General features: G+C 37.4%; 17 protein-coding genes. 5 read left to right on the plus strand and 12 right to left on the minus strand.

The features are described from left to right. The first annotated feature begins 31 nt into the window (after nt 1–31). Together addB and addA are read left to right on the plus strand one after the other, a co-directional pair. Entirely contained in the window at nt 32–3,541 is a 3,510-nt protein-coding gene (gene addB / locus V7127_RS02320) for a helicase-exonuclease AddAB subunit AddB (RefSeq protein ID WP_335483222.1), read from the plus strand. Beyond that, nucleotides 3,519–7,259 carry a helicase-exonuclease AddAB subunit AddA gene (gene addA / locus V7127_RS02325; protein ID WP_335483224.1) on the plus strand — a complete coding sequence of 1,247 codons (3,741 nt, stop codon included), beginning with the start codon at nt 3,519–3,521 and terminating at the stop codon, nt 7,257–7,259. The genes addB and addA overlap by 23 nt, the downstream gene beginning before the upstream one ends. 43 nt (nt 7,260–7,302) lie before the next feature. Here addA and V7127_RS02330 read toward each other — a convergent pair whose 3' ends face one another. The 6 genes from V7127_RS02330 to V7127_RS02355 are packed head-to-tail and all read right to left on the minus strand — an operon-like array spanning nt 7,303 to nt 9,252. Continuing rightward, entirely contained in the window at nt 7,303–7,521 is a 219-nt protein-coding gene (locus tag V7127_RS02330) for a spore germination protein (RefSeq protein WP_335346022.1), read from the minus strand. Nucleotides 7,522–7,566: 45 nt separating this feature from the next. Further along, a complete protein-coding gene (locus tag V7127_RS02335; RefSeq protein WP_335346021.1) occupies nt 7,567–7,938 on the minus strand; it encodes a spore germination protein GerPE in 372 nt (123 codons plus the stop codon). A 6-nt stretch (nt 7,939–7,944) separates the two neighbouring features. Continuing rightward, nucleotides 7,945–8,121: a spore gernimation protein GerPD gene (locus V7127_RS02340; RefSeq protein WP_335346020.1), complete on the minus strand. Its 177-nt coding sequence runs from the start codon at nt 8,119–8,121 to the stop codon at nt 7,945–7,947. After that, entirely contained in the window at nt 8,111–8,737 is a 627-nt protein-coding gene (gerPC, locus tag V7127_RS02345; RefSeq protein WP_335346019.1) for a spore germination protein GerPC, read from the minus strand. Before gerPC ends, V7127_RS02340 begins: the two co-directional genes overlap by 11 nt. Nucleotides 8,738–8,777: 40 nt before the next feature. Beyond that, the gene (locus V7127_RS02350) at nt 8,778–9,014 is read right to left on the minus strand and encodes a spore germination protein GerPB (protein ID WP_335346018.1); all 237 of its coding nucleotides are present in this window, start codon (nt 9,012–9,014) and stop codon (nt 8,778–8,780) included. 16 nt (nt 9,015–9,030) lie between these two features. Next, nucleotides 9,031–9,252 carry a spore germination protein gene (locus V7127_RS02355; protein ID WP_335346017.1) on the minus strand — a complete coding sequence of 74 codons (222 nt, stop codon included), beginning with the start codon at nt 9,250–9,252 and terminating at the stop codon, nt 9,031–9,033. A 176-nt stretch (nt 9,253–9,428) separates the two neighbouring features. Between V7127_RS02355 and V7127_RS02360 the strand changes: the two genes are divergently transcribed. Then, nucleotides 9,429–9,782: a YisL family protein gene (locus V7127_RS02360; RefSeq protein WP_335483226.1), complete on the plus strand. Its 354-nt coding sequence runs from the start codon at nt 9,429–9,431 to the stop codon at nt 9,780–9,782. A gap of 140 nt (nt 9,783–9,922) precedes the next feature. Then, entirely contained in the window at nt 9,923–12,841 is a 2,919-nt protein-coding gene (locus tag V7127_RS02365; protein ID WP_335483228.1) for an EAL domain-containing protein, read from the plus strand. Nucleotides 12,842–13,166: 325 nt separating this feature from the next. Here the strand turns inward: V7127_RS02365 and V7127_RS02370 are convergent, their stop codons facing one another. Beyond that, complete coding sequence (locus V7127_RS02370) at nt 13,167–13,730, minus strand: DUF2777 domain-containing protein (protein ID WP_335483230.1); 564 nt, start codon at nt 13,728–13,730, stop codon at nt 13,167–13,169. A 286-nt stretch (nt 13,731–14,016) separates the two neighbouring features. Here V7127_RS02370 and V7127_RS02375 point away from each other — a divergent pair, with 286 nt between their 5' ends. Next, a complete protein-coding gene (locus V7127_RS02375; RefSeq protein ID WP_335483233.1) occupies nt 14,017–15,546 on the plus strand; it encodes an alpha-amylase family glycosyl hydrolase in 1,530 nt (509 codons plus the stop codon). A 55-nt stretch (nt 15,547–15,601) separates the two neighbouring features. On the opposite strand, the gene V7127_RS02380 is transcribed toward V7127_RS02375, so the two are convergent. From V7127_RS02380 to V7127_RS02400, 5 genes are all read right to left on the minus strand, one after another. Then, complete coding sequence (locus tag V7127_RS02380) at nt 15,602–16,093, minus strand: YajQ family cyclic di-GMP-binding protein (protein WP_335348065.1); 492 nt, start codon at nt 16,091–16,093, stop codon at nt 15,602–15,604. Nucleotides 16,094–16,269: 176 nt separating this feature from the next. Further along, nucleotides 16,270–17,415, minus strand: a complete 1,146-nt coding sequence (locus V7127_RS02385; RefSeq protein ID WP_335483235.1) for a tyrosine-type recombinase/integrase — start codon at nt 17,413–17,415, stop codon at nt 16,270–16,272. 86 nt (nt 17,416–17,501) lie between these two features. Continuing rightward, nucleotides 17,502–17,879: a hypothetical protein gene (locus V7127_RS02390; protein ID WP_335483237.1), complete on the minus strand. Its 378-nt coding sequence runs from the start codon at nt 17,877–17,879 to the stop codon at nt 17,502–17,504. After that, the gene (locus V7127_RS02395) at nt 17,879–18,484 is read right to left on the minus strand and encodes an ImmA/IrrE family metallo-endopeptidase (protein ID WP_335483239.1); all 606 of its coding nucleotides are present in this window, start codon (nt 18,482–18,484) and stop codon (nt 17,879–17,881) included. The genes V7127_RS02390 and V7127_RS02395 overlap by 1 nt, the downstream gene beginning before the upstream one ends. Nucleotides 18,485–18,559: 75 nt before the next feature. Beyond that, nucleotides 18,560–19,900 carry a hypothetical protein gene (locus tag V7127_RS02400; protein WP_335483241.1) on the minus strand — a complete coding sequence of 447 codons (1,341 nt, stop codon included), beginning with the start codon at nt 19,898–19,900 and terminating at the stop codon, nt 18,560–18,562. Nucleotides 19,901–20,075: the final 175 nt, after the last annotated feature.

Here is a 20,075-nt window from a genome sequence, read left to right on the forward strand (position 1 = left end):
AACGTAATGTCGAAAGGAAGAGAGGCTATCTATGTCCGTTCGTTTATTAATTGGCCGCTCAGGGAGTGGAAAAACAGACTATTGTTTAAATGAAATAAGGGCTGAATTAAAAAGGGATCCAATTGGGGAGCCGCCACTTATTTACTTAGTCCCTGAGCAAATGACATTTCTATCAGAATATAAATTAATTTCAACACCGGGACTTGGCGGTATGATCCGCAGTCAAGTATATTCCTTCACTCGCCTTGCCTGGAAAATACTTCAGGAAACAGGCGGTATTGGCCGCTATCATTTAAACAGTGTCGGGATTAATATGTTAATTCGAAAAATCATTGACGAGAAAAAGGATAGTCTAAAGCTTTTTCAGCGTGCTGCCGATAAAAATGGATTTATTCAGCAAATAGAACAAATGATGACGGAATTTAAAAGATATTGTGTTCAACCTGAAGAGCTTGCAGAGAAACAAGGTCAACTAACACAAGGGGATAAAACAAATAAGGCTCTCCACGATAAACTTCACGACCTTGAGCTCATTTACAGAAGCTTTGAAGAATCACTTATTGATAAATATGTAGATTCCGAGGATTATTTTCGACTCTTAGCGGAAAAAGCGGCACAGTCTGAATATTTACAGAGAGCAGAAGTCTATATTGATGGGTTTTATAGCTTTACACCCCAAGAATTTATGATTGTTGAGCAGTTGATAAAACATTGTAAGAAAGTAACGATCGCTTTAACCCTAGATCAGCCATTTAAGCACAACCCACCTAATGAACTGCATCTCTTTAGAATGACAGGCGAAACTTGCCAGACTATTTATGAAATCGCTGCACGAAACGGACTTCAAGTAGAAGAAGTAATCTTAAACGGCCAGAATAGATGGGAAAAGCAATCTTTAAAGCATCTTGAAGAAAAGTTCGAATCACGCCCAGCGGAAGGATATAAAGGGGAGACAGCTGTTCATATAGGCCATGCAGCAAATCGCAGGGCAGAGATTGAAGGCATTGCCAGAAAAATAAATCAGCTTGTGCGACTAGAAGGGCTTCGATATCGTGATATTGCCATATTATCAAGAAATGGCCAGGATTATTTTGATATCATCGGAACGATCTTACATGATTATCAAATACCTTATTTTATCGATCAAAAAAGAACGATGCTGCATCATCCGCTTGTTGAGTTAATACGTTCCACTCTTGAAGTGATAAACGGAAATTGGAGATATGAGCCGATTTTTAGAGCAGTAAAAACAGAATTATTATTTCCGGCAAAAGTAAATGCTCAACATTTACGGGAACAAATGGACAGGCTTGAGAACTATTGCTTAGCCTATGGCATTCAAGGAGATAAATGGACGAACAAGAAAAGATGGATTTATCGAAGAATTAGAGGGCTAGAGTTTGAAAGCTTTGCACAAACGGATGCAGAAAAAGAAATCGAGCAGGAGCTAAATGATCTAAGAGATATAATAACGGGTCCAATCCTCAGACTATCACGCCGCTTAAAGAAAGCTCATTCGGGGCGGCAATACTGTGAAGCTGTCTATTTATACCTCGAAGAATTAGACGTTCCGGCTAAAATGGAGCGCTGGAAGCTTGAAGAAGATGAGAAGGGCAATCTAGTGAAATCCCGTGAACACGAGCAGTCTTGGAATGCCATTATGGAGCTGCTTGACCAATATGTAGAAATGCTCGGGGAAGAGGAACCTACATTGAAGCAGTTTGCTTCCATCCTTGAAGCTGGAATGGAGTCTCTTCGTTTTACCCTAATCCCGCCAGCATTGGATCAGGTTATGGCTGCTGATTTGGACATGTCGCGTCTTTCTGATATTAAAGCAGCCTTTATCATCGGAATGAATGATGGTGTTTTTCCAGCTAAATTTTCTGAGGATGGGCTGTTAGCTGACAGTGATCGGGAACAGCTCCTTGTTAACGGATTAAAAATTGCTCCTGCCAGCAAAACACGGCTGCTAGATGAAGAATTTATAGCCTATAAAGCATTTGCCACACCTTCTGATTGGCTATTTATCAGCTATCCGCTTGCCAATGAGGAAGGAAAAGCATTGCTCCCGTCTTCCTATATAAAAAGATTAACAGATTTATTGCCTGATTGCGTCCACCATGATTATTTATCAGATCCTGCAGAGCTGCCGGAAATAGAACAGCTGGAGTATGCAGCAAATCTGCACACGTCCTTAGCTTATTTAACATCCCAAATGCAGCTAAAGAAAAGAAATTATCCGATTTATGATTTCTGGTGGGATATTTATAATTATTTCTTACAACATGAACAATGGAGAGGTCAGGCTCTTAAAGTTTTATCAAGTTTAAATTTCGAGAATCATACAAAGCCATTAGGAGAAGAATTGAGCAAGGATTTATATGGAGATGTCATTCAAGCAAGTGTTTCAAGAATGGAGCTATTTCACGGATGTCCTTTTTCACATTTTGCCCAGCATGGATTAAAGCTAAGAGAACGTCAAGTATTCCGTCTTGAAGCTCCCGATATCGGGGAATTATTTCATGCTGCGTTAAAATACATCGCCGAAACCGTAATGAGCAACAAGCTTTCCTGGACTGATTTAACTAGACAGCAATGTGAAATCCTAGCGCAAGAGGCGGTCGAAATGCTCGCTCCAAAATTACAAAATGAAATCCTGCTCAGCTCCAATCGTCATTATTATATTAAAAGGAAGCTGGAGCAAATTATTAGCCGTGCCTCTTATGTATTAAGTGAGCATGCAAAGATGAGCGGATTTTCACCAATAGGTCTTGAACTCGGCTTTGGACCTAAGGGGGATCTGCCTCCTCTTACATTCCCGCTAAAAAATGGCTCGAAAATGGAGCTAATTGGCAGGATCGACCGTGTGGATAAAGCAATGGACAAGGATGGTGTATTTTTAAGAGTCATAGACTACAAATCGAGTTCGAAGGATATAAACGTTAATGAAGTCTACTATGGCTTAGCCCTGCAGATGTTGACTTACTTAGATATTATTATCTCCCATTCTCATACATTGATTGGGACTGAAGCTAGTCCAGCAGGGATTTTATATTTCCATGTCCACAATCCTATGATCAGCACTTCAAAAATGCTCACATTAGATGATATTGAGCAGGAGATATTTAAAAAGTTTAAAATGAATGGCCTCATATTAGGGGAAGAAAATGTAATTAAGCTAATGGATCAGACTTTAGATAACGGTGACTCGTCCATCATTTCTGCAGGCTTTAAGAAGGACGGCACGCTGTCTAAACGCTCCAAAATCGCAAGCAAGCAAGAATTTGATCATCTCCGTCAGTATGTCCGTAAAATGTATACAAAGACAGGAAATCAAATTACAGAAGGAAAAGTGGACATTTCTCCTTATAAAATGAAGGATAAAACACCTTGTACATTTTGTTCCTTTAAGCCTGTATGCCAATTCGATGAGTCACTAGGAGCAAATGAATACCGTAAGCTAGTTTCTCAGCCGAAAGATGAAGTGCTTGCTAGTATTCGAAAGGAGGTAGGGAAGGATGAAATTAACTATTCCAGCTAAGCCAGCGAATGTTACATGGACCGATGATCAATGGAAAGCGATTATGGCAAAGGGCCAGGACATTCTTGTTGCAGCAGCAGCAGGTTCCGGGAAAACGGCTGTCCTTGTTGAAAGAATCATTAATAAAATTGTATCTGAGGAAGATTCAATCAATGTGGATGAGCTGCTAGTTGTGACATTTACGAATGCCTCGGCAGCAGAAATGAGACACCGGATTGGAGAAGCCCTTGATAAAGCGATTAATGCAAATCCTAAATCTGCCCATTTACGAAAGCAGCTGAGCCTCTTAAATAAAGCATCAATCTCTACACTTCACTCTTTTTGTTTGGAAATGGTCAGAAAATATTACTATTTGCTCGATATTGATCCTAGCTTTCGAATTGCTGACGATACAGAGGCACAGCTTTTAAGAGATGAAGTGCTTGAAGATCTTTTCGAAGAGGAGTATGGAAAAGAAGGCAACGATCCGTTTTATGCTCTTGTTGATACTTTTACGAATGATAGAAGCGACACTGCCTTACAAGATATTATCAGGGATATATATGATTTTGCACGCTCAAATCCTTCACCTGATGATTACCTTGATTCCATCATCGAAATGTATAACGTTGATGAAAATAGTGAAATCGAACAGATGCCTTTTGTACAGTCCCTATTACAGGATATGGAACTTCAGCTGAAAGGGGCAAAGCAGCTTCTTGAATATGGGCTTGAGCTAACAAAGCTGCCTGGAGGCCCTGCACCAAGAGCAGAAAACTTTGTTGACGACCTTCATGTTGTCCATACACTAATGGAAGCTAAAAAAGACTCCTGGGAAACGCTTTACGAGGCGATGCAATCTTGGTCATTTGGCAGAGCAAAAAATTGCAAGGGCGATGAGTATGATAGCGAATTAATTGAAAAGGCCAAGAAGCTGAGAGATAAGGCCAAAAAAATCATTCAAGATCTTCAGGATGAGCTTTTTGCCCGCAAGCCAGAAAGCTTTCTGCGAGATATGAAGGAAATGAAGCAACATATTGAGACACTCGTCTATATTGTGAAGGAATTTTCCAGTCGGTTTAATCAAATAAAGACAGAAAAAGGTTTAGTGGATTTTGCTGATCTTGAGCATTTCTGTTTATATATACTTTCTGAAAAGAGTGACGATGGAATTTTAACACCTTCAGATGCAGCCGTTGCCTGCAGAAATCAGTTTAAGGAAGTTCTTGTTGATGAGTATCAGGATGTGAATATGGTCCAGGAAGCGATACTTCAGCTAGTGACCCTAGACTCAGAGCATTCGGGAAACCTTTTTATGGTGGGGGATGTGAAGCAATCTATTTACCGTTTCCGGCTTGCAGAACCGAATCTATTCTTAAGCAAGTACAACAGGTTTGAGAAAAATGGAGAAGAAGCTGGCTTAAGAATTGATCTTGCCAGAAACTTTAGAAGCCGTAAAGAAGTGCTGCACGGAACGAACTATATTTTTAAACAAATTATGGGCGTTTCTGTTGGTGAAATTGAATATGACGAAGCCGCGGAGCTGAAAGCAGGTGCTCCATATCCAGAAGATGACTCCTACCCAATTGAATTAACGGTTATCGATTTAGAAGGGACGGAAGAGGAAGAGCCGCAGGACAAAGAGCAGGAAGGGTTTGACGCAGAAGAGCTTGCCCAGTCCCAGCTGGAAGCGAGATTTATGGCGGCAAAAATTAAAGAAATCATTTCTGAGCGGAAGGGCGTATACAATCCAAAAACCAAATCAGGGCGTCCGGCTCAGTATCGGGATATCGTCATTTTGCTGCGCTCGATGACATGGGCGCCTCAGATCATGGAGGAATTTAAGCAACAGGGAATTCCTGTATATGCAAATTTATCAACGGGTTATTTCGAGGCCACTGAAGTATCCATCATGATGTCACTATTAAAAATAATTGACAATCCGTATCAGGATATCCCACTTGCAGCTGTATTAAGGTCCCCTATTGTCGGCTTGACTGAGGAAGACCTGTCCCAAATAAGAATTCAGCATAAGAAGGCTTCGTTTTATGAGGCAATGGCTTCATTTTGTAAGAACAGGCCTGCAATTGATCATGAATCATTGTATGAAAAAGTCCGGCCATTCTTTGATCAGCTAATGGATTGGCGCGTAATGGCAAGGCAAGGCTCTCTATCTGAACTCATCTGGCAGTTATATAGAGAAACGAGGTTTTATGATTTCGTAGGCGGAATGCCTGGCGGGAAACAAAGACAGGCGAATCTTCGGGCATTTTATGATCGTGCACGGCAATATGAAGCTACATCGTTTAGAGGATTATTCAGGTTTTTAAGATTTATAGAACGCATGCGGGATAGAGGAGATGATCTCGGTGCTGCACGTGCCTTAGGAGAACAGGAGGATGTTGTTCGCCTGATGACGATTCATAGCAGCAAGGGGCTTGAGTTTCCTTTCGTATTTATAGCTGGGCTTGGACGGAATTTTAATACGATGGACTTGAAAAAAGCCTATATGCTTGATAAGGATTACGGATTTGCAGCAAAATACGTAAATGCTGAAAAACGAATATCGTATCCATCTCTTCCACAAATTGCTTTTAAAAGGAAAAAGAAGATGGAAATGCTTTCGGAAGAAATGCGCGTTCTATATGTAGCTTTAACGAGGGCAAAGGAAAAGCTTTACTTAGTATCTTCAGTAAAAAAGGCTGAGAAAAAGGTAAACCAATGGCTGCAATCTGCCGAAAATCCAAATTGGCTTTTAAATGAATTTGATCGTGCATCTGCGACAAGCTTTCTTGATTGGGTTGGTCCAGCACTAGTGAGGCATAGAGATTATGAAAGCAGCGTAAGCCCGCTTATTTCCAGTGACATTACCGACCATCCTTCAACATGGAATGTTCAGATTATTAACAGTGAAGAGGTTGCAAACCTTGTTGAAGTGATAGAAACGGAAAAAGACACTTATTTGCAAATGGTATTCTCAGGTGAAGCAGTGCCGGTACAATCGCCATTTAATAGTATGGTTGAGGACCAGTTATCATGGAAATATTCACATTTAGAAGCTTCCAAGAATCGTTCTAAGCAGTCAGTTTCTGAAGTGAAAAGACAAAAGGAAATATTTTCCCAAGAAGATAGTGGGCTAGAAATCATTCATCCAATCAAAAAGCCTTTATTTAACCGGCCACAATTTATGCAAGAAAAGTCATTATCTCCAGCAGAGCGGGGAACTGCCATGCATATGGTCATGCAGCACATTAGCTTTAAAGAACAGGTCACTGTAAAATCAATTGCAGCTAAAATGGATGAAATGGTCCAGAAAGAATTGCTGACAGAAGAGCAGCTTAGAGCCATTGACCCTTCATTAATTGAGCAGTTTTTCCATACTGAGCTAGGGAAAAGAATGATGCAGGCTAGAGAGATTAACCGAGAAATTCCTTTCAGTATTTCTTTGCCTGCAAGCGATATATATCCGGAATGGAAGGGTGAAGAGGAGGCTGTGTTAATCCAAGGGATCATTGACTGTCTTTTTGAAGATGAACACGGCTTCGTATTAGTTGACTATAAAACCGATCAAATTACCGGCCGTTTTAAAGGCGGAATTGACGAAGCAAAAACGGTACTGGAGGACCGTTACCGAGTTCAAATTAATATGTATGCAAGAGCTTTGGAACAAATATTAAAAAGAGACATTCAAGAGAGATACTTATTCTTTTTTGATGGAGCACATATTATTAAATTATAGAAGCGACCGGATAAGGATGTGAGTCCTTATCCGGCCGCTTTTCTTAATTATTCCCTATAATAGGCTGGTCAATTAAGTTTGTATCAAGGACATTGGTACCACTTATACCATTGTTCGTAATAATCAATGCGCCGGTATTTAATGCACCTTGGCCAGAATAGGTTTTCACACTAGTTTTAGGCGATACATTTAGAGCATCTCCAAATTGTACAATACCGCCATCAACATTCATAATTTGTACTGGACCAACAATGGCTGGCATATGAACTCTTCCTTTTACAATTTTTTTATTTTCCCATCTTGCTCTTCATTCAAGCTGTAGCAACTGCCGGATATGCTTAACTCTTGCTTCCATAGAAATATGCTTGCTGCTGCCGATATGGACAACGGAAGATGTAGATATCCCATTAATATCAATATTATTAACCTTAATGGCAGGGTTTAAATGCATGGTTTGCATAGATATGACTTCTTCAATGGGGACGAGGGGAACGCTTATCGTGAAAGCTTTGAAAGATAAGAAATTCCCCTCATTTCCAAAAAAGGTATCTGCTTCACGATGCACGGCTAGGGCACGGGAAAATCCATGAACATAGGTTGAATCGCCAATTTCAATAACAGATGAAAAGATAAGAGTATCTGCCTTAAACTGATCAACAATTGAGGTTCTGCTAAGCATGGCTCATCACTTCGGTGCTAATGGAACAAATGGTCCGACTATTAACGATTCAGGAGGCGTATCAAAAACAGAAGCAAGCTGGATTGTTTGCGTGTCTCCTACCATTAAGAGTGAAGAGCTTGCTACCCCGATAACTCGAATATTACCAACGCAAATATCTCGGTTATACACTTCAAAATTCATTCGTTTCCATTCCTTTCTCTGGTTCTGGCAAATGGCTGATAAAGGTGTGAACCCCGTTTTTAATTTCTTTCTTTAACTTCACCAATATTTCTTCATTGAAATCAGGTACTGTACCTTGTTCCCTATTTGTTGCAGCAAGTTGTTGCTTAAGATGGTAATCAATGCGGTTAGGCAGTTGCTTTTTTATATCTTCCTTAATGAATAAAATATATGATTCATCTACAGATTTATTTAGTGAAAGGGCTGTTTCCTCAATTACGCTCTGTAATTCATTTTCCAAAAATTTATTGATTTCATCCTCGATTTCCATTGATCTTTGGAAATGGGCTTTTGGCTGAAAGGGAGTCTGAATCCCCTTATTATTAATGGCAAAATCCTCAATTTCCTGAAGTTCGGATGGATTTAATCCAATATTTAATGTTCCGTCTAATGATTCAACCTTCAATTGGTCGAATTTATATTCAATTCTATCTACAGTTATTGGTGGTCGTGTCTTCAATTCCTGCGTCTGTTTCTCTAATTCTCTTACCTTTTTTTCTAGGTAAATAATTCTTTTTTCTTGTGCTTCTATAAAAATATGCATTTTTTGCAGGTAAGAGTATAATGTCTGATCCATCCATACCACCTCACTTTTTTCGGAACATCATTGCCACACATTATCTTCCTGCAGAATGTAAAGGCACTGCAGGTGCTTCTAGTGTTGGTTCTCCGCTAATAACACCTACCCCAGGCAGGAGGTGATGAGGAGCAGGCCCTGTAAATCCTCCTGTATTATATAGATAGGAAGCGGGTTTAATAATGCCAGCACTGCCTATCTGCAATACTGAGGAGTTAGTAATACCGCCGATCTTTATGAAATTAATATGAATGGATTGATTAATGTAGAAGTTCATTCTCTTCACCCTACTATTAAACATTTAATAAAATTCCTTGATCCAAACTGTCTGAATCATAGGTGTTCGTACTGCTCTGTTGATTATAAATAGTTAGACCATCACCTGTGTTAAAGGAACCTGCACCAGAAAATGTTTTCGCATTGGCTAGTGGCATGATCTTATAAACATCTCCGATATGAAATACTCCGCTGCTCCCAATAGAAACGACCTGAACGACTCCAACGATAGCTGGCATCTTTGACATCCTTTACACTAATTTCTCTTTATATCCTATGTGCCTATATACAGATTGTGCCTAGAAATATTTGGCTGGACAATTGAATGGTATTTCTCCTATGATAATAGTGTGAATTACATTTTTTTCTCCAAATATGATATGATTGTATCGATTTTAGATAAGGGGGCCATACGATGATTCACGCACACATAACAACATGGGTTTTAGCACTTGTATTATTCTTTGTAGCTTTAGGATTACATAAGAGCGGAAAAGCTAGAGCCTTGAAAGTAGTTCAAATGATATTAAGGCTTTTCTATTTATTAATTATTATTACAGGTGTAGTAATATTAAGTAAAATTAACATCAGTTCGCTTTATATCTTAAAGTCATTACTTGGAATTGTAGTAATCGGTATGATGGAAATGATTATTGTCCGTTCGGTTAAGGGAAAGAAAACTACACTGTTTTGGTTATTGTTCCTTGTAACTTTTATCCTCGTTCTTTATTTAGGATTTGTTAAACTTCCATTAACTTTCCTCATGTAAAACAATTTTTGATAAAAATTGTCAATTTTCTAGTAAAAAGCTGCTAAAAAGGCAGCTTTTTCTTTTTTTAGACATATCAACATTTCGGTTTTTATGGTATTTTTATCATATAAATATGTAACAGAATTAGTGGTGGAGCTATGGCGAAAACAATAACATGTATTTATGAAGATGAACATCAATTAAATAGCTTTATAGATATGCATGAACTAAAAGAATACCCTAGCCTCCTTGTTCAAGTTTTTTCAGGGATAGAAGACAGGGATTCTCTATTTAACTTGCAAAGCATCATAAAAAAAATGGTGCCTCTTGCTGCAGTTATTGGGTGTTCAGCATCAGGTGAGATTTTTGAAGGAAATATCACAGAAAATAAGACGATTCTTTCTTTTACTGTATTTGATAAAACAGAAGTAAAGTCTACTTTGCTTCATCAGGAATCTTTTGAAAACAGTTATGACATGGGAAAAAGGTTAGCTGAGCAAATTATCGATTTTGATACGAAAGTACTGATTATTTTTCCTGTTGGAGATAAAATCGATTCTCAATCACTATTAGAAGGGATCCTTGATGGTAATCCGCAGCTTATCGTGTCAGGCGGTCTTGCAGGAAATACAGGCGCGAATTCAGATTCCTTTTCAATAGCGGGAGAGGATTTGACGAGCCAGGGAGTTGCAGGAGTAGCTCTTCGAAGCAAACAGCTTTTTGCACAGGTTCAAAGCCATTTTGAATGGCAGGAAGTTGGAAAGGCTTTTACCGTTACGAAGTCGAATGGTGATATTGTCTATTCATTAGATAAGAAAAAACCTTTGCAAATCTTAAAACATTATTTGGGCGAAGGCTTTATTAAAGATATTTCTAATTCAAGATTTGAATTCCCTTTCATGATTAGTCAAAAAGATGGGAAAGTCTCTTTATTTATAATGGATATTTTGAAAAATGGGGCCATTCGTGTCAGCAGGAATGTATCCGAAGGAGATAAACTTACTTTCTCCTTCCCAAATATAGAAGCAACTATTGATCAAACATTACAGGGGTTTAGGCAATTAGCAAAAAAAACGGTAGAAACTATTTTTGTCTACAATAGCTTGTCGAGAAAACGGTTTGCCCGAGATTTTTCAGAAAAAGAACTAATGATGCTTCAGAGTATTGCTCCAGCTAATGGTTTCTTCTCAAATGGGGAGGTAATAGCGGGAAACGAAGGAAAGGCCCAGCTTGGAGGCCAATCTCTTACGTACTTATCCCTGTCAGAACAATCGCTTGAAAAGCGGGAGAATCGTGGTCTTTCATTTAAATATTCGATGCCTGAACAGTTGAAAACCTTAGCATCACTTACACGTTTGATGGAATCCTCGCAAGAAGATTTTCAGCAATTGCATGAAAGCTTGACTATTTCTGAGCAATACCATCAATCTCTTTTTAATAATCATACAGATATTGTTTATTCAACTGATTTACAAGGACACTTTACAAATGTGAATCCTTCATTTGACGACATGTTTGGCTATCGTCATGATGAGATAACGGGTGCATCATCTTTTAAAATTGTATTAAGCGAGGACATTCCAAAGGTAAGAATGCACTTTTTCAGAGCGATAAAGGGCAAAGAACAATACTATAATGCTACTCTCATATCCAAATCAGGGGAAATGAATTTATTTCAATTTAAAAATATTCCCATTACAGTTAATGGCGAATGTGTCGGAATATATGTTATTGGAAAAAACATGACAGAGCAAAAAAAGATCGAAGAAAAGATTACAGAACTAGCGAATTTTGACCATGATACAGGACTTCCAAATCGAATGAGATTTACTGAGCAGCTTGAACAAATGCTTCAGCGGGCAAAAAGGAAAAAGCGCATGCTTTCCGTTCTTTCTATCGACATTGATCGTTTTAAGTTAATCAATGATAGCCTTGGACATTTTGCGGGAGATATGATTTTAAAAGATATAGCTTTTCGAATTGAAAAAGTTCTCCCGAGCGGATCATACATTGGGAGATTTGGCGGAGATAAGTTTACAGTCATACTCACAAAGGAAGCGCAAGTAGAAGAGGTAATGAAAGCAGCGAAATCTATTTTATTGGAAATTTCAAAACCAGTTCACCATGAAAATCAAGAATTCTTTGTTACCGCAAGTATTGGGGTCAGTTTTTATCCAGAGGATGGTACAGATGAACATGAGCTTCTGAAAAATGCCGATATTGCGACAAATCGTTCAAAAGACAAGGGTGGAAATCAAATTACCTTTTTCTCGACTGAAATGAATGAGCAGGCGCTGAATAGACTCGAGCTCGAGAGCTACTTACGTAAAGCTTTGCAGAAAAATGAATTCTATCTAATGTTTCAGCCGTTAATCGATTTAGAATCCGGGAAAATCTTTGGCAGTGAAGCGCTTATTCGGTGGAATCATCCAAAGCTTGGTCTCGTATCTCCAGCAGATTTTATCCCTCTTGCAGAAGAGACGGGCATTATTCAAGAGATTGGAAGATGGGTGCTACGGACAGCCTGTTTGCAGAATAAAAAGTGGCAAACACTTGGAAGTAATCAGTTATCAGTTGCAGTGAATGTGTCAGCATACCAGTTTCAGCAGCCAGGCTTTATGAATGATGTAAAACAAGCTTTAAGCGAATCCAAACTAGAGCCTCAGTATTTAACACTTGAGCTGACAGAGAGTACAATGCTAACGAATATTGATTATAGTATTCCGATCATGAGGGAGCTTCAAAAACTCGGAGTTAAGGTGTCGATCGATGACTTTGGAACAGGTTATTCTTCATTAAGCTACCTAAAGGATTTGCCTATTAACACTTTAAAAATTGATCGTTCATTCATAAATAATTTGCGCGTGGATACGTATGATATTGCTATTGTGAAGGCAATTATTACAATGGGGCATGGCTTAGAAGTGAAGGTAGTGGCTGAAGGAGTCGAAACGAAGGAACAAATTGAACTTCTGAAAGAATTAAATTGCCATTATGCTCAAGGCTTCTATATTCATAAACCGCTAAACATAACTGAATTTGAAAAAGGATTAAAGGAAAAAGTAGAAATAACATAACAAAAAGGTGGCTCTTAGGAGTCACCTTTTATGTCTAGTTCCAGCGCCTACCCCCAACGTACAGGACGTACTAGTGTCGACAATGCGACAGGACAAGGAAAGCTTCGGAAGCGTAATCATCGCACGACCAAAAGTGAAGCTTTTGGGAGGACGTCGCGTTTTTGTCGACCTCGAGGTCACAAGCCAATCCTGAAAGGTAGAGCTCACCTTTCCGAGAGGCTCGTCTTGTGCTTGTCGGGGGTGACCACAAAGGAAAGCATCAGCGAATATTCATCGCAGGAACATTCGCCCTTTGATGTTCCGAAGGCGCTTATACTTTTCTTTGTTAAGATGATATTTTCTCAATCACCATTCTTTTTCCGCTATTTAATGTAAATTCAAAGCGGTCATTCATTTTTTCGAAGTAACTAAAATGATGCTGTACACTGCAAATATGTTCCTGGTTGTCAAATACGATAAAATTAACACCGCTTTTTCTCTCATTTCGATCAAGGAAGGAGAGCTGATTATAGCAGTAGATGCAATCATATATAGAGAACCTCAAGGAATTTAATGTTGTGATAAATTGGAAAAAAGCATCATCATTCATTCCCTCTAGTAATTTTTCTAATGAAAATACAAGGTGCTTTCTAATTCTTACAGAGTCTTGATCTTTCAAAAGAAGGATTTCTTTGTCCACTGCGAGTTTCCCATCTTCAGATAATATCCCTTTTTTCCAGCGTTTAAATCGAAAAATCTCTACTTCCTGGTGGAGGAATTCTTCCAATAATGATGCTTCATCCGTTTCTTTATCAAAGAAAACCCATTGATCATTAATATATTCAATAGATCCTTCGGTAAAGGCACGTGTTTGATATTCAATCAGTTTCGTTCGCTGCTGTCTATTCATAATAAACCTCCATCTGATTCCCTCAACAATCTTTTTAGACAGTTTCCTCTCATTTTATAACCAGATCTAAATAATTCTTCATTCATTATGGATAAAAAAGTTTCCCCTATAAAAAGCATATTCTCACAATCGGTTTTATGAAATGGATAAACACCTAATTTCATTTGGATAAATCGCAGAAAACTAGGTAATTTCACATCAAATATTTGACTGCACAAGGGAAAAAAGGCTAATCTATAGGAGTTGCATAATAGCTTGTTTGTTTAAAGAGGGGGGAGGAGCGGAGATGGTAAAAAGAGTGTGGACTCTTATCTTAATTCCGTTGCTTCTTTTTTACGCTCAGCCTGTAGGAGCAGTTGAAAAAGAAGATCGAAAATGGCAAGATGAATCCGTTTACTTTTTAATGGTGGATCGATTTGATAATGGGGATTTTAAAAATGATTATCATGTGAATGTAAAGGATCCGCAAAGCTTCCATGGCGGTGATTTCCAAGGAATCATAAAAAAGCTCGATTACATAAAGGATATGGGCTTTACAGCTATTTGGCTGACACCAATTTTTGATAATGAAGAAAACGGATATCATGGGTATTGGGTTAAAGACTTTTACAATACTGAGGAGCATTTTGGTACTATCGATGAATTTAAAATGCTTGTGACAGAAATTCATAAACGAAATTTGAAAGTGATGATGGATTTCCCTATTAATCATGTTGGCACAAAACATGAATGGCTAAAGGATCCTACTAAGAAGGATTGGTTTAAAACCGAGCAATCACCAATTCAGCAGGATCTGGGAAATGAGTGGCTAAATGAACTTCCTAGCTTGAATCACGATAATCCAGAAGTTCAGGGCTATTTGCTGGATGCTGCAAAATGGTGGATTAATGAAACGAATATAGACGGGTATTACCTTGATGAAGTCGATGGGGTTTCAAAAAAATTCCTTACTGATTTTGTTCAACAGTCTAAAGCTGCAAAGAAGGATTTTTATTTACTCGGTGAAGTAAGGTCAAATGATCCTCATTTCATTTCTGAATATGAGGAAACTGGAATTGATGGATTTCTGGACTTTCCATTAACCGAAACATTAAGGCCAGCCTTTGACCAAGTTGATCAACCACTAAATGAACTAAAAACTCGCAAAGATGAATTGATGTCAACCTACAAAAACCCATATTTAATGGGCTCATTAATGGATGACCATAAATTAGTACGGTATACGAGGGATATGGTTGAACAAAATCAGCATCCTGGTCCAAGATGGAAGCTTGCTTTGACCTATCTTTATACTTCGCCGGGAATTCCTATCGTTTATTATGGCAGTGAAATAGCCTTGGATGGCGGTTTAGGGCATGATAATCATAAACAGATGGATTTCAGAACAGATAAGGATTTAATTGATTACATCACAAATCTGGGAAAACTACGTAATAATTTCCCTAGCCTAACCAGGGGAGAGATGAAGCTGATTGCCGAGGAAAATGGTGTTCTTGCTTACAAACGTACTTATAATGATGAAACGACTGTTATTGTTATTAACAATAGTTCTGAATCTCGTCATGTTACGATAAATGAAGATGAATTTGCTGATGATAAAGAGCTGAGAGGCTTATTAACGAATGATCTTGTAAAGAACAATGATCATCAATATAAGATTTTTATTGATCGGGAAGAAGCTGAAATATATGTATTATCCCAAAAATCTGGGATGAATCTTCCCTATGTAACCGCAACTATTATTGTGTGGGGTGCCTTTATTGCGTTTATCATTGCTGTATGGAGAAGATCTAAAAAGAAACGGTCCCAGGAATAGTTAAATAGTAAAAGCCAAAGGGAATTTCTTCCTTTGGCTTTTACTATAGATTTTATTAACGGTAATTAACAAACTGCACCTCTACGGTTAGGCTCGCTTCCTTAATAGCGGCAATGATCTGTTGCAGATCGTCACGGTTTTTTCCAGTAACTCGAATTTGATCATCTTGTATTTGGCTTTTTACTTTTAAACCGCTGTTTTTAATGAGTGTATTAATTTTCTTTGCATTTTCCTTATCGATTCCTTGGGCAATCTTGGCTCTTTGCCGTACTGTTCCTCCTGAAGCCCCTTCAATTTTTCCATAATCTAAATTTTTTATTGGAATGCCTCTTCTAATCATTTTACTTAATAGCACATCTTTAAGCTGACCAAGCTTATACTCATCGTCTGAAATTAGTACAAGCTCCTCTTTGTCCAGAGAAACGTGGCTTTTGCTTCCTTTAAAATCATAGCGGGTTTGAATCTCTTTCATGGCAATACTAATAGCATTGGTAACTTCTGAAAAGTCAACCTTGGATACAATATCAAATGAACTCTCTTTAGACATAATTGCCTCCTTAAGCTTCGTTTCTTTTCAAAAAGCTATCAATAATTATGATGTCCTTTTGAAAAGAGGTTTTACTTTACTTATAATTATAGTAAAACACAACATGTTTTTAAACCCTAATACCATTAGGATTTGGAAGGGAGATTTGAAAAACCTCCCCCAAAACCTCCCCCAAATTATATACTCAACGCTTGCTCAAAGGCTAAAACTGATTCTTCTTCAAGGTCTTTGAAGGAATGCCCGTATATGTCTAAAATCATTTGGGGGGTATTACCTAAGCGGTCAGCGATCACTTTGACCGGTATTCGCTGACCAATTAATATAGTTGCATGAGTGTGTCTTAAACCATGGGGAGTTATTCGTTTACACTCTGTTTTTTCTATAATCTTATTCATCGTAAATACAAGCAGGTTTTCTGAAATAGGCTTTCCAGTTTGATATGAGATAAAAACAAAGGCGTCATTAGAAAAGGGAATTCCAAAAGATAACATCGTTTCTTTACACCATATCTTATATGTTTTCAATTGAGCGATTAAAGTATCGTCAATTAATATAGTTCGGTAACTATTTTTTGTTTTTGGTGTTCTTGCTCCTCTATTATCCCTAGTGCGTTCTACAGTTAGGGTTTTTGTTTCAACATCAATATTATTCCACTTTAAACCAAGAGCTTCTCCCTTTCTTAATCCAGTAAAAGCGAGTAGTAAGATTAAAGTGTAGTTTGTAATATTTCCAAGCTTCTTTACATCGGCAAGAAACTTTTTTAATTCTACAGCCGTTAAAAAATTATCACTTTTTTTATCCATTTCAATTGTGATCCTGTTGAAGCGATTCCTTGGGATAATTTCATTATCAACAGCAGCATTAATGGCAATCTTAAATATCCGATGATATAACTGGACTGAGCTAGGTGCGTATTTTTTTAACAAAGCATTAATATAAACACGTTTGTATGTTGTCTTATCCAATTCTGCCAGTCTATATTTTCCAAGCAATGGTTTCATCTGATTTTTAATTGCATCTTCTCGTTGAACCTGAGTGGATATTTCCCAATCGGTTTTATGGGTTTCATACCAAATATCAAGCCATTCTGAAATAGTTAAATTTGAATGTTCAACATGCTTTACATCACCATTAACAATACTTGTTTTAACTTCAAGTAAGGCTCTATAAGCGTCATTTTCGCTTTCAAAACCTTGCTTCGACTTTTCTCTACGATTGTTTAAACTATCGTAATATCGATGACGGTAACACCAACGCTTTTCATTCTTAGCATTGAAGTAATAATACAACTCTGGATCCTTTTTAGTTTTAAATAGTTTCATCGTTTCTCTTCCCTTTCTTACGTGGACAGACGCTTAAGGGAGATCTTTTGATGTTCGCACCACCTCCTTATAGCTCAAAATACAAATTACTTAAGCACAAGACTCATTTTTTGTACTGTAGGTAATAGCTCTATAAAATTTTCTAATTCTGGAGTTGGTATTATTAGTTGACGAACTACATCAGGATCTACACCATAGCTTTCAATTCGTTTTCTAATAGAATATAAATTAATGCCTATTTGTTCTGGCAGGTTATGGTTAAAAACTAAATCTGATAGATGGATAGACATACTAATAACTGATTCATCAAAATCTCCCCTTTCAATATATTCAAAAGGCTTAATGACATCGTAATAAAATACGTGCTTGTCCCAGTTAAGTTCACAAGGAGAGAAGGTAAGGACATACCAGTATGGAATTAATTGCTGATCTACATATTCGTAATACATTCGTTGCTGAGGCATTAAAACGCAACCTTCTTTCTTTCTAATTGTCGGTATAACTTATCTAATATTTCATTTGTTTCAGCAGAATAGGGAGGAGCCTTAGGATATCTTGAATCCATATATTGCCGGTGCTCTTCATCGGATTTTCCAAGCAAAACCTGATTATGAAACCGAATCAATCGTTTTTTTGCGAATTCTTCTGTAACATTAAAAACATTTGAAACAAATACGCTGCCTTCATCAATATTTTCAAAGTTTGATATTTCATATTCCAAGAGCATGAAAGTCGGGACACAGAAATGGTACATAAAGTTATTAGATTGGCTTTCTTGCATTCTTCTAAAAGGCTTATTCATCTTATGTTGATTTCCTACATGTCTAACGACATGTCCCAATTCATGAGCAAAATCTTGCCATTCTTCCTGGGGGGATAATTGATCATTTAGCAAAATATAATATTGGCCTTTAAATTTAGTCGCCTTACTCTCTTCTTCGTGATGATGAATCCATATATCAAGACCGTCAGCGATGTGATACATATCAATCTCAGTTGGAGAGAGTATTTCAACCTGTTTATAGATTCTCTGTATATTCTCTTCTAATAAAGTCATTATGTAGTTCATGCGGCACCTCTTTTAAGGGAATGTATGTTCTGTTTGGAGTTTAAAAGAAAAGCCCAAAAAGGGCAATTCAGATCTTTATCTCTTAATATCATAGCCACCAAAAACTTTAGGAGTAGCCAAATCCTTTCCATAACTATCCACAAAATAAACCATCACAACATTTTCATCTGTTTTACTAAAATTAATAACCAAGTTTTGTACTATCTCTCCGAGAGTTTCAGCAAAACGTTCTTTTTCGTGATCTGCAGAATAATACCAGGTATCACTTACAACAACATTAACCATTTTCCACTCATTATCATATCTCGGTGATACATCTAAGATAAGTCCATTACCGGTATTTATAATCTCATCGATTGCTGCATCAAAACCTTTCTCTTGCTCGGCTAAAACAGCTTCTTCGCTTGGATATGCAACTGTTTTTGTTTCTAATACAGCATTTTTCCCATTTTGATTATGTTCCACTGCTAATTTACCAGAAAGCTTCTCGCCGTTATTTCCGTACAAGTTTTTAATATGCTCGGGCTGGGGATGTTCAGGTAAATTAAATCTGAACATGGCCATAGTGCCAATATGCCCAACACCCCAATCTTTTGGGATCTCAAAATCCTTGTTAACTTTTCCATCTTTTATTTCTAAGAAATCGCTTAGAACATTAAAATTACCATCCACTAAAGATACTTCAAAAATTCCTCCATCAGGCACATTTGAATCTATAGAAACAGTTATTTTATTTCCATTAACCGATGCTGCTATTTTACCTTCAAAATTCAATTGTTTTTTTAATTTTTGTTCAGTCTCTTTTTTCGTTTCTTCCTCAGCTTTTTTTTGTTTTTCTTCTTCACTTAACTCGTTTTTTGGATTTGTATTATTTTCATTTGCATTAACTTCTTCTTTAGGAGTACCGGAAGCTTCCTTAACTGCAGAGTCATCTTCGGAAAAAGCACCAACAATCATTAATGTAATTATTAAATAAGTTAAGCTAGCGGTTATCATTTTCCATTTCTTTTTTGAACGAAATCCAAGTATTTTGTTGTACCATTTACGTTCAATAAAAGTGATATGAATCCCGTTGGATTGAAGGCTTTTGGTTAGATCGTCAAAAACATCAACTTTTAGAATAAACCCATTGTCAAATTCATAGTTCGTGGATAACGCAAACTTATCTATTTTTACTGAATTGAAATCTTCCCATATGTACGCTTTAATAAGTCGAACTTTGTCCAATACTTCCTCGTTATCAACAACCATTTTAGTTGCTAAATAAATTTCAAAACCTTGATCTGTAATGATCATATAGTCCGCGGTTTTAGAAACATTCGATTTATCAGTTACCCGAAATACTTTCTTTCTAAAATGATCCGAAAGTAATTTCTCAATTGGCACACTCTTAGTTTTTTGTTTTTTAGTTGCCAAAACTCATTCCTCTCCTTAATAAAATTATGAAATTATGGGCATGAATCCCAGTAATGCCTAAAAAAAATAAACCAACTTACCAGATAGTTAAAACCTCATGCGATAAAACACCTAACATTTATGTAAAAAAACAAGAGATTAAAACTACTATTTTATTGAAAAAGAAAAAAAGATA

Origin of the sequence: Bacillus sp. JJ1773 (assembly GCF_036962035.1) — a bacterium.
Lineage (GTDB): Bacteria > Bacillota > Bacilli > Bacillales > Cytobacillaceae > Cytobacillus.

Bases quoted from the DNA above. Each gene is read 5' to 3' on its own strand.
- addB (WP_335483222.1), top strand. From the start codon at position 32: ATGTCCGTTCGTTTATTAATTGGCCGCTCAGGGAGTGGAAAAACAGAC.
- addA (WP_335483224.1), top strand. From the start codon at position 3,519: ATGAAATTAACTATTCCAGCTAAGCCAGCGAATGTTACATGGACCGAT.
- V7127_RS02330 (WP_335346022.1), bottom strand. From the start codon at position 7,521: ATGCCAGCCATTGTTGGTCCAGTACAAATTATGAATGTTGATGGCGGT.
- V7127_RS02335 (WP_335346021.1), bottom strand. From the start codon at position 7,938: ATGCTTAGCAGAACCTCAATTGTTGATCAGTTTAAGGCAGATACTCTT.
- V7127_RS02340 (WP_335346020.1), bottom strand. From the start codon at position 8,121: ATGAATTTTGAAGTGTATAACCGAGATATTTGCGTTGGTAATATTCGA.
- gerPC (WP_335346019.1), bottom strand. From the start codon at position 8,737: ATGGATCAGACATTATACTCTTACCTGCAAAAAATGCATATTTTTATA.
- V7127_RS02350 (WP_335346018.1), bottom strand. From the start codon at position 9,014: ATGAACTTCTACATTAATCAATCCATTCATATTAATTTCATAAAGATC.
- V7127_RS02355 (WP_335346017.1), bottom strand. From the start codon at position 9,252: ATGCCAGCTATCGTTGGAGTCGTTCAGGTCGTTTCTATTGGGAGCAGC.
- V7127_RS02360 (WP_335483226.1), top strand. From the start codon at position 9,429: ATGATTCACGCACACATAACAACATGGGTTTTAGCACTTGTATTATTC.
- V7127_RS02365 (WP_335483228.1), top strand. From the start codon at position 9,923: ATGGCGAAAACAATAACATGTATTTATGAAGATGAACATCAATTAAAT.
- V7127_RS02370 (WP_335483230.1), bottom strand. From the start codon at position 13,730: ATGAATAGACAGCAGCGAACGAAACTGATTGAATATCAAACACGTGCC.
- V7127_RS02375 (WP_335483233.1), top strand. From the start codon at position 14,017: ATGGTAAAAAGAGTGTGGACTCTTATCTTAATTCCGTTGCTTCTTTTT.
- V7127_RS02380 (WP_335348065.1), bottom strand. From the start codon at position 16,093: ATGTCTAAAGAGAGTTCATTTGATATTGTATCCAAGGTTGACTTTTCA.
- V7127_RS02385 (WP_335483235.1), bottom strand. From the start codon at position 17,415: ATGAAACTATTTAAAACTAAAAAGGATCCAGAGTTGTATTATTACTTC.
- V7127_RS02390 (WP_335483237.1), bottom strand. From the start codon at position 17,879: ATGCCTCAGCAACGAATGTATTACGAATATGTAGATCAGCAATTAATT.
- V7127_RS02395 (WP_335483239.1), bottom strand. From the start codon at position 18,484: ATGAACTACATAATGACTTTATTAGAAGAGAATATACAGAGAATCTAT.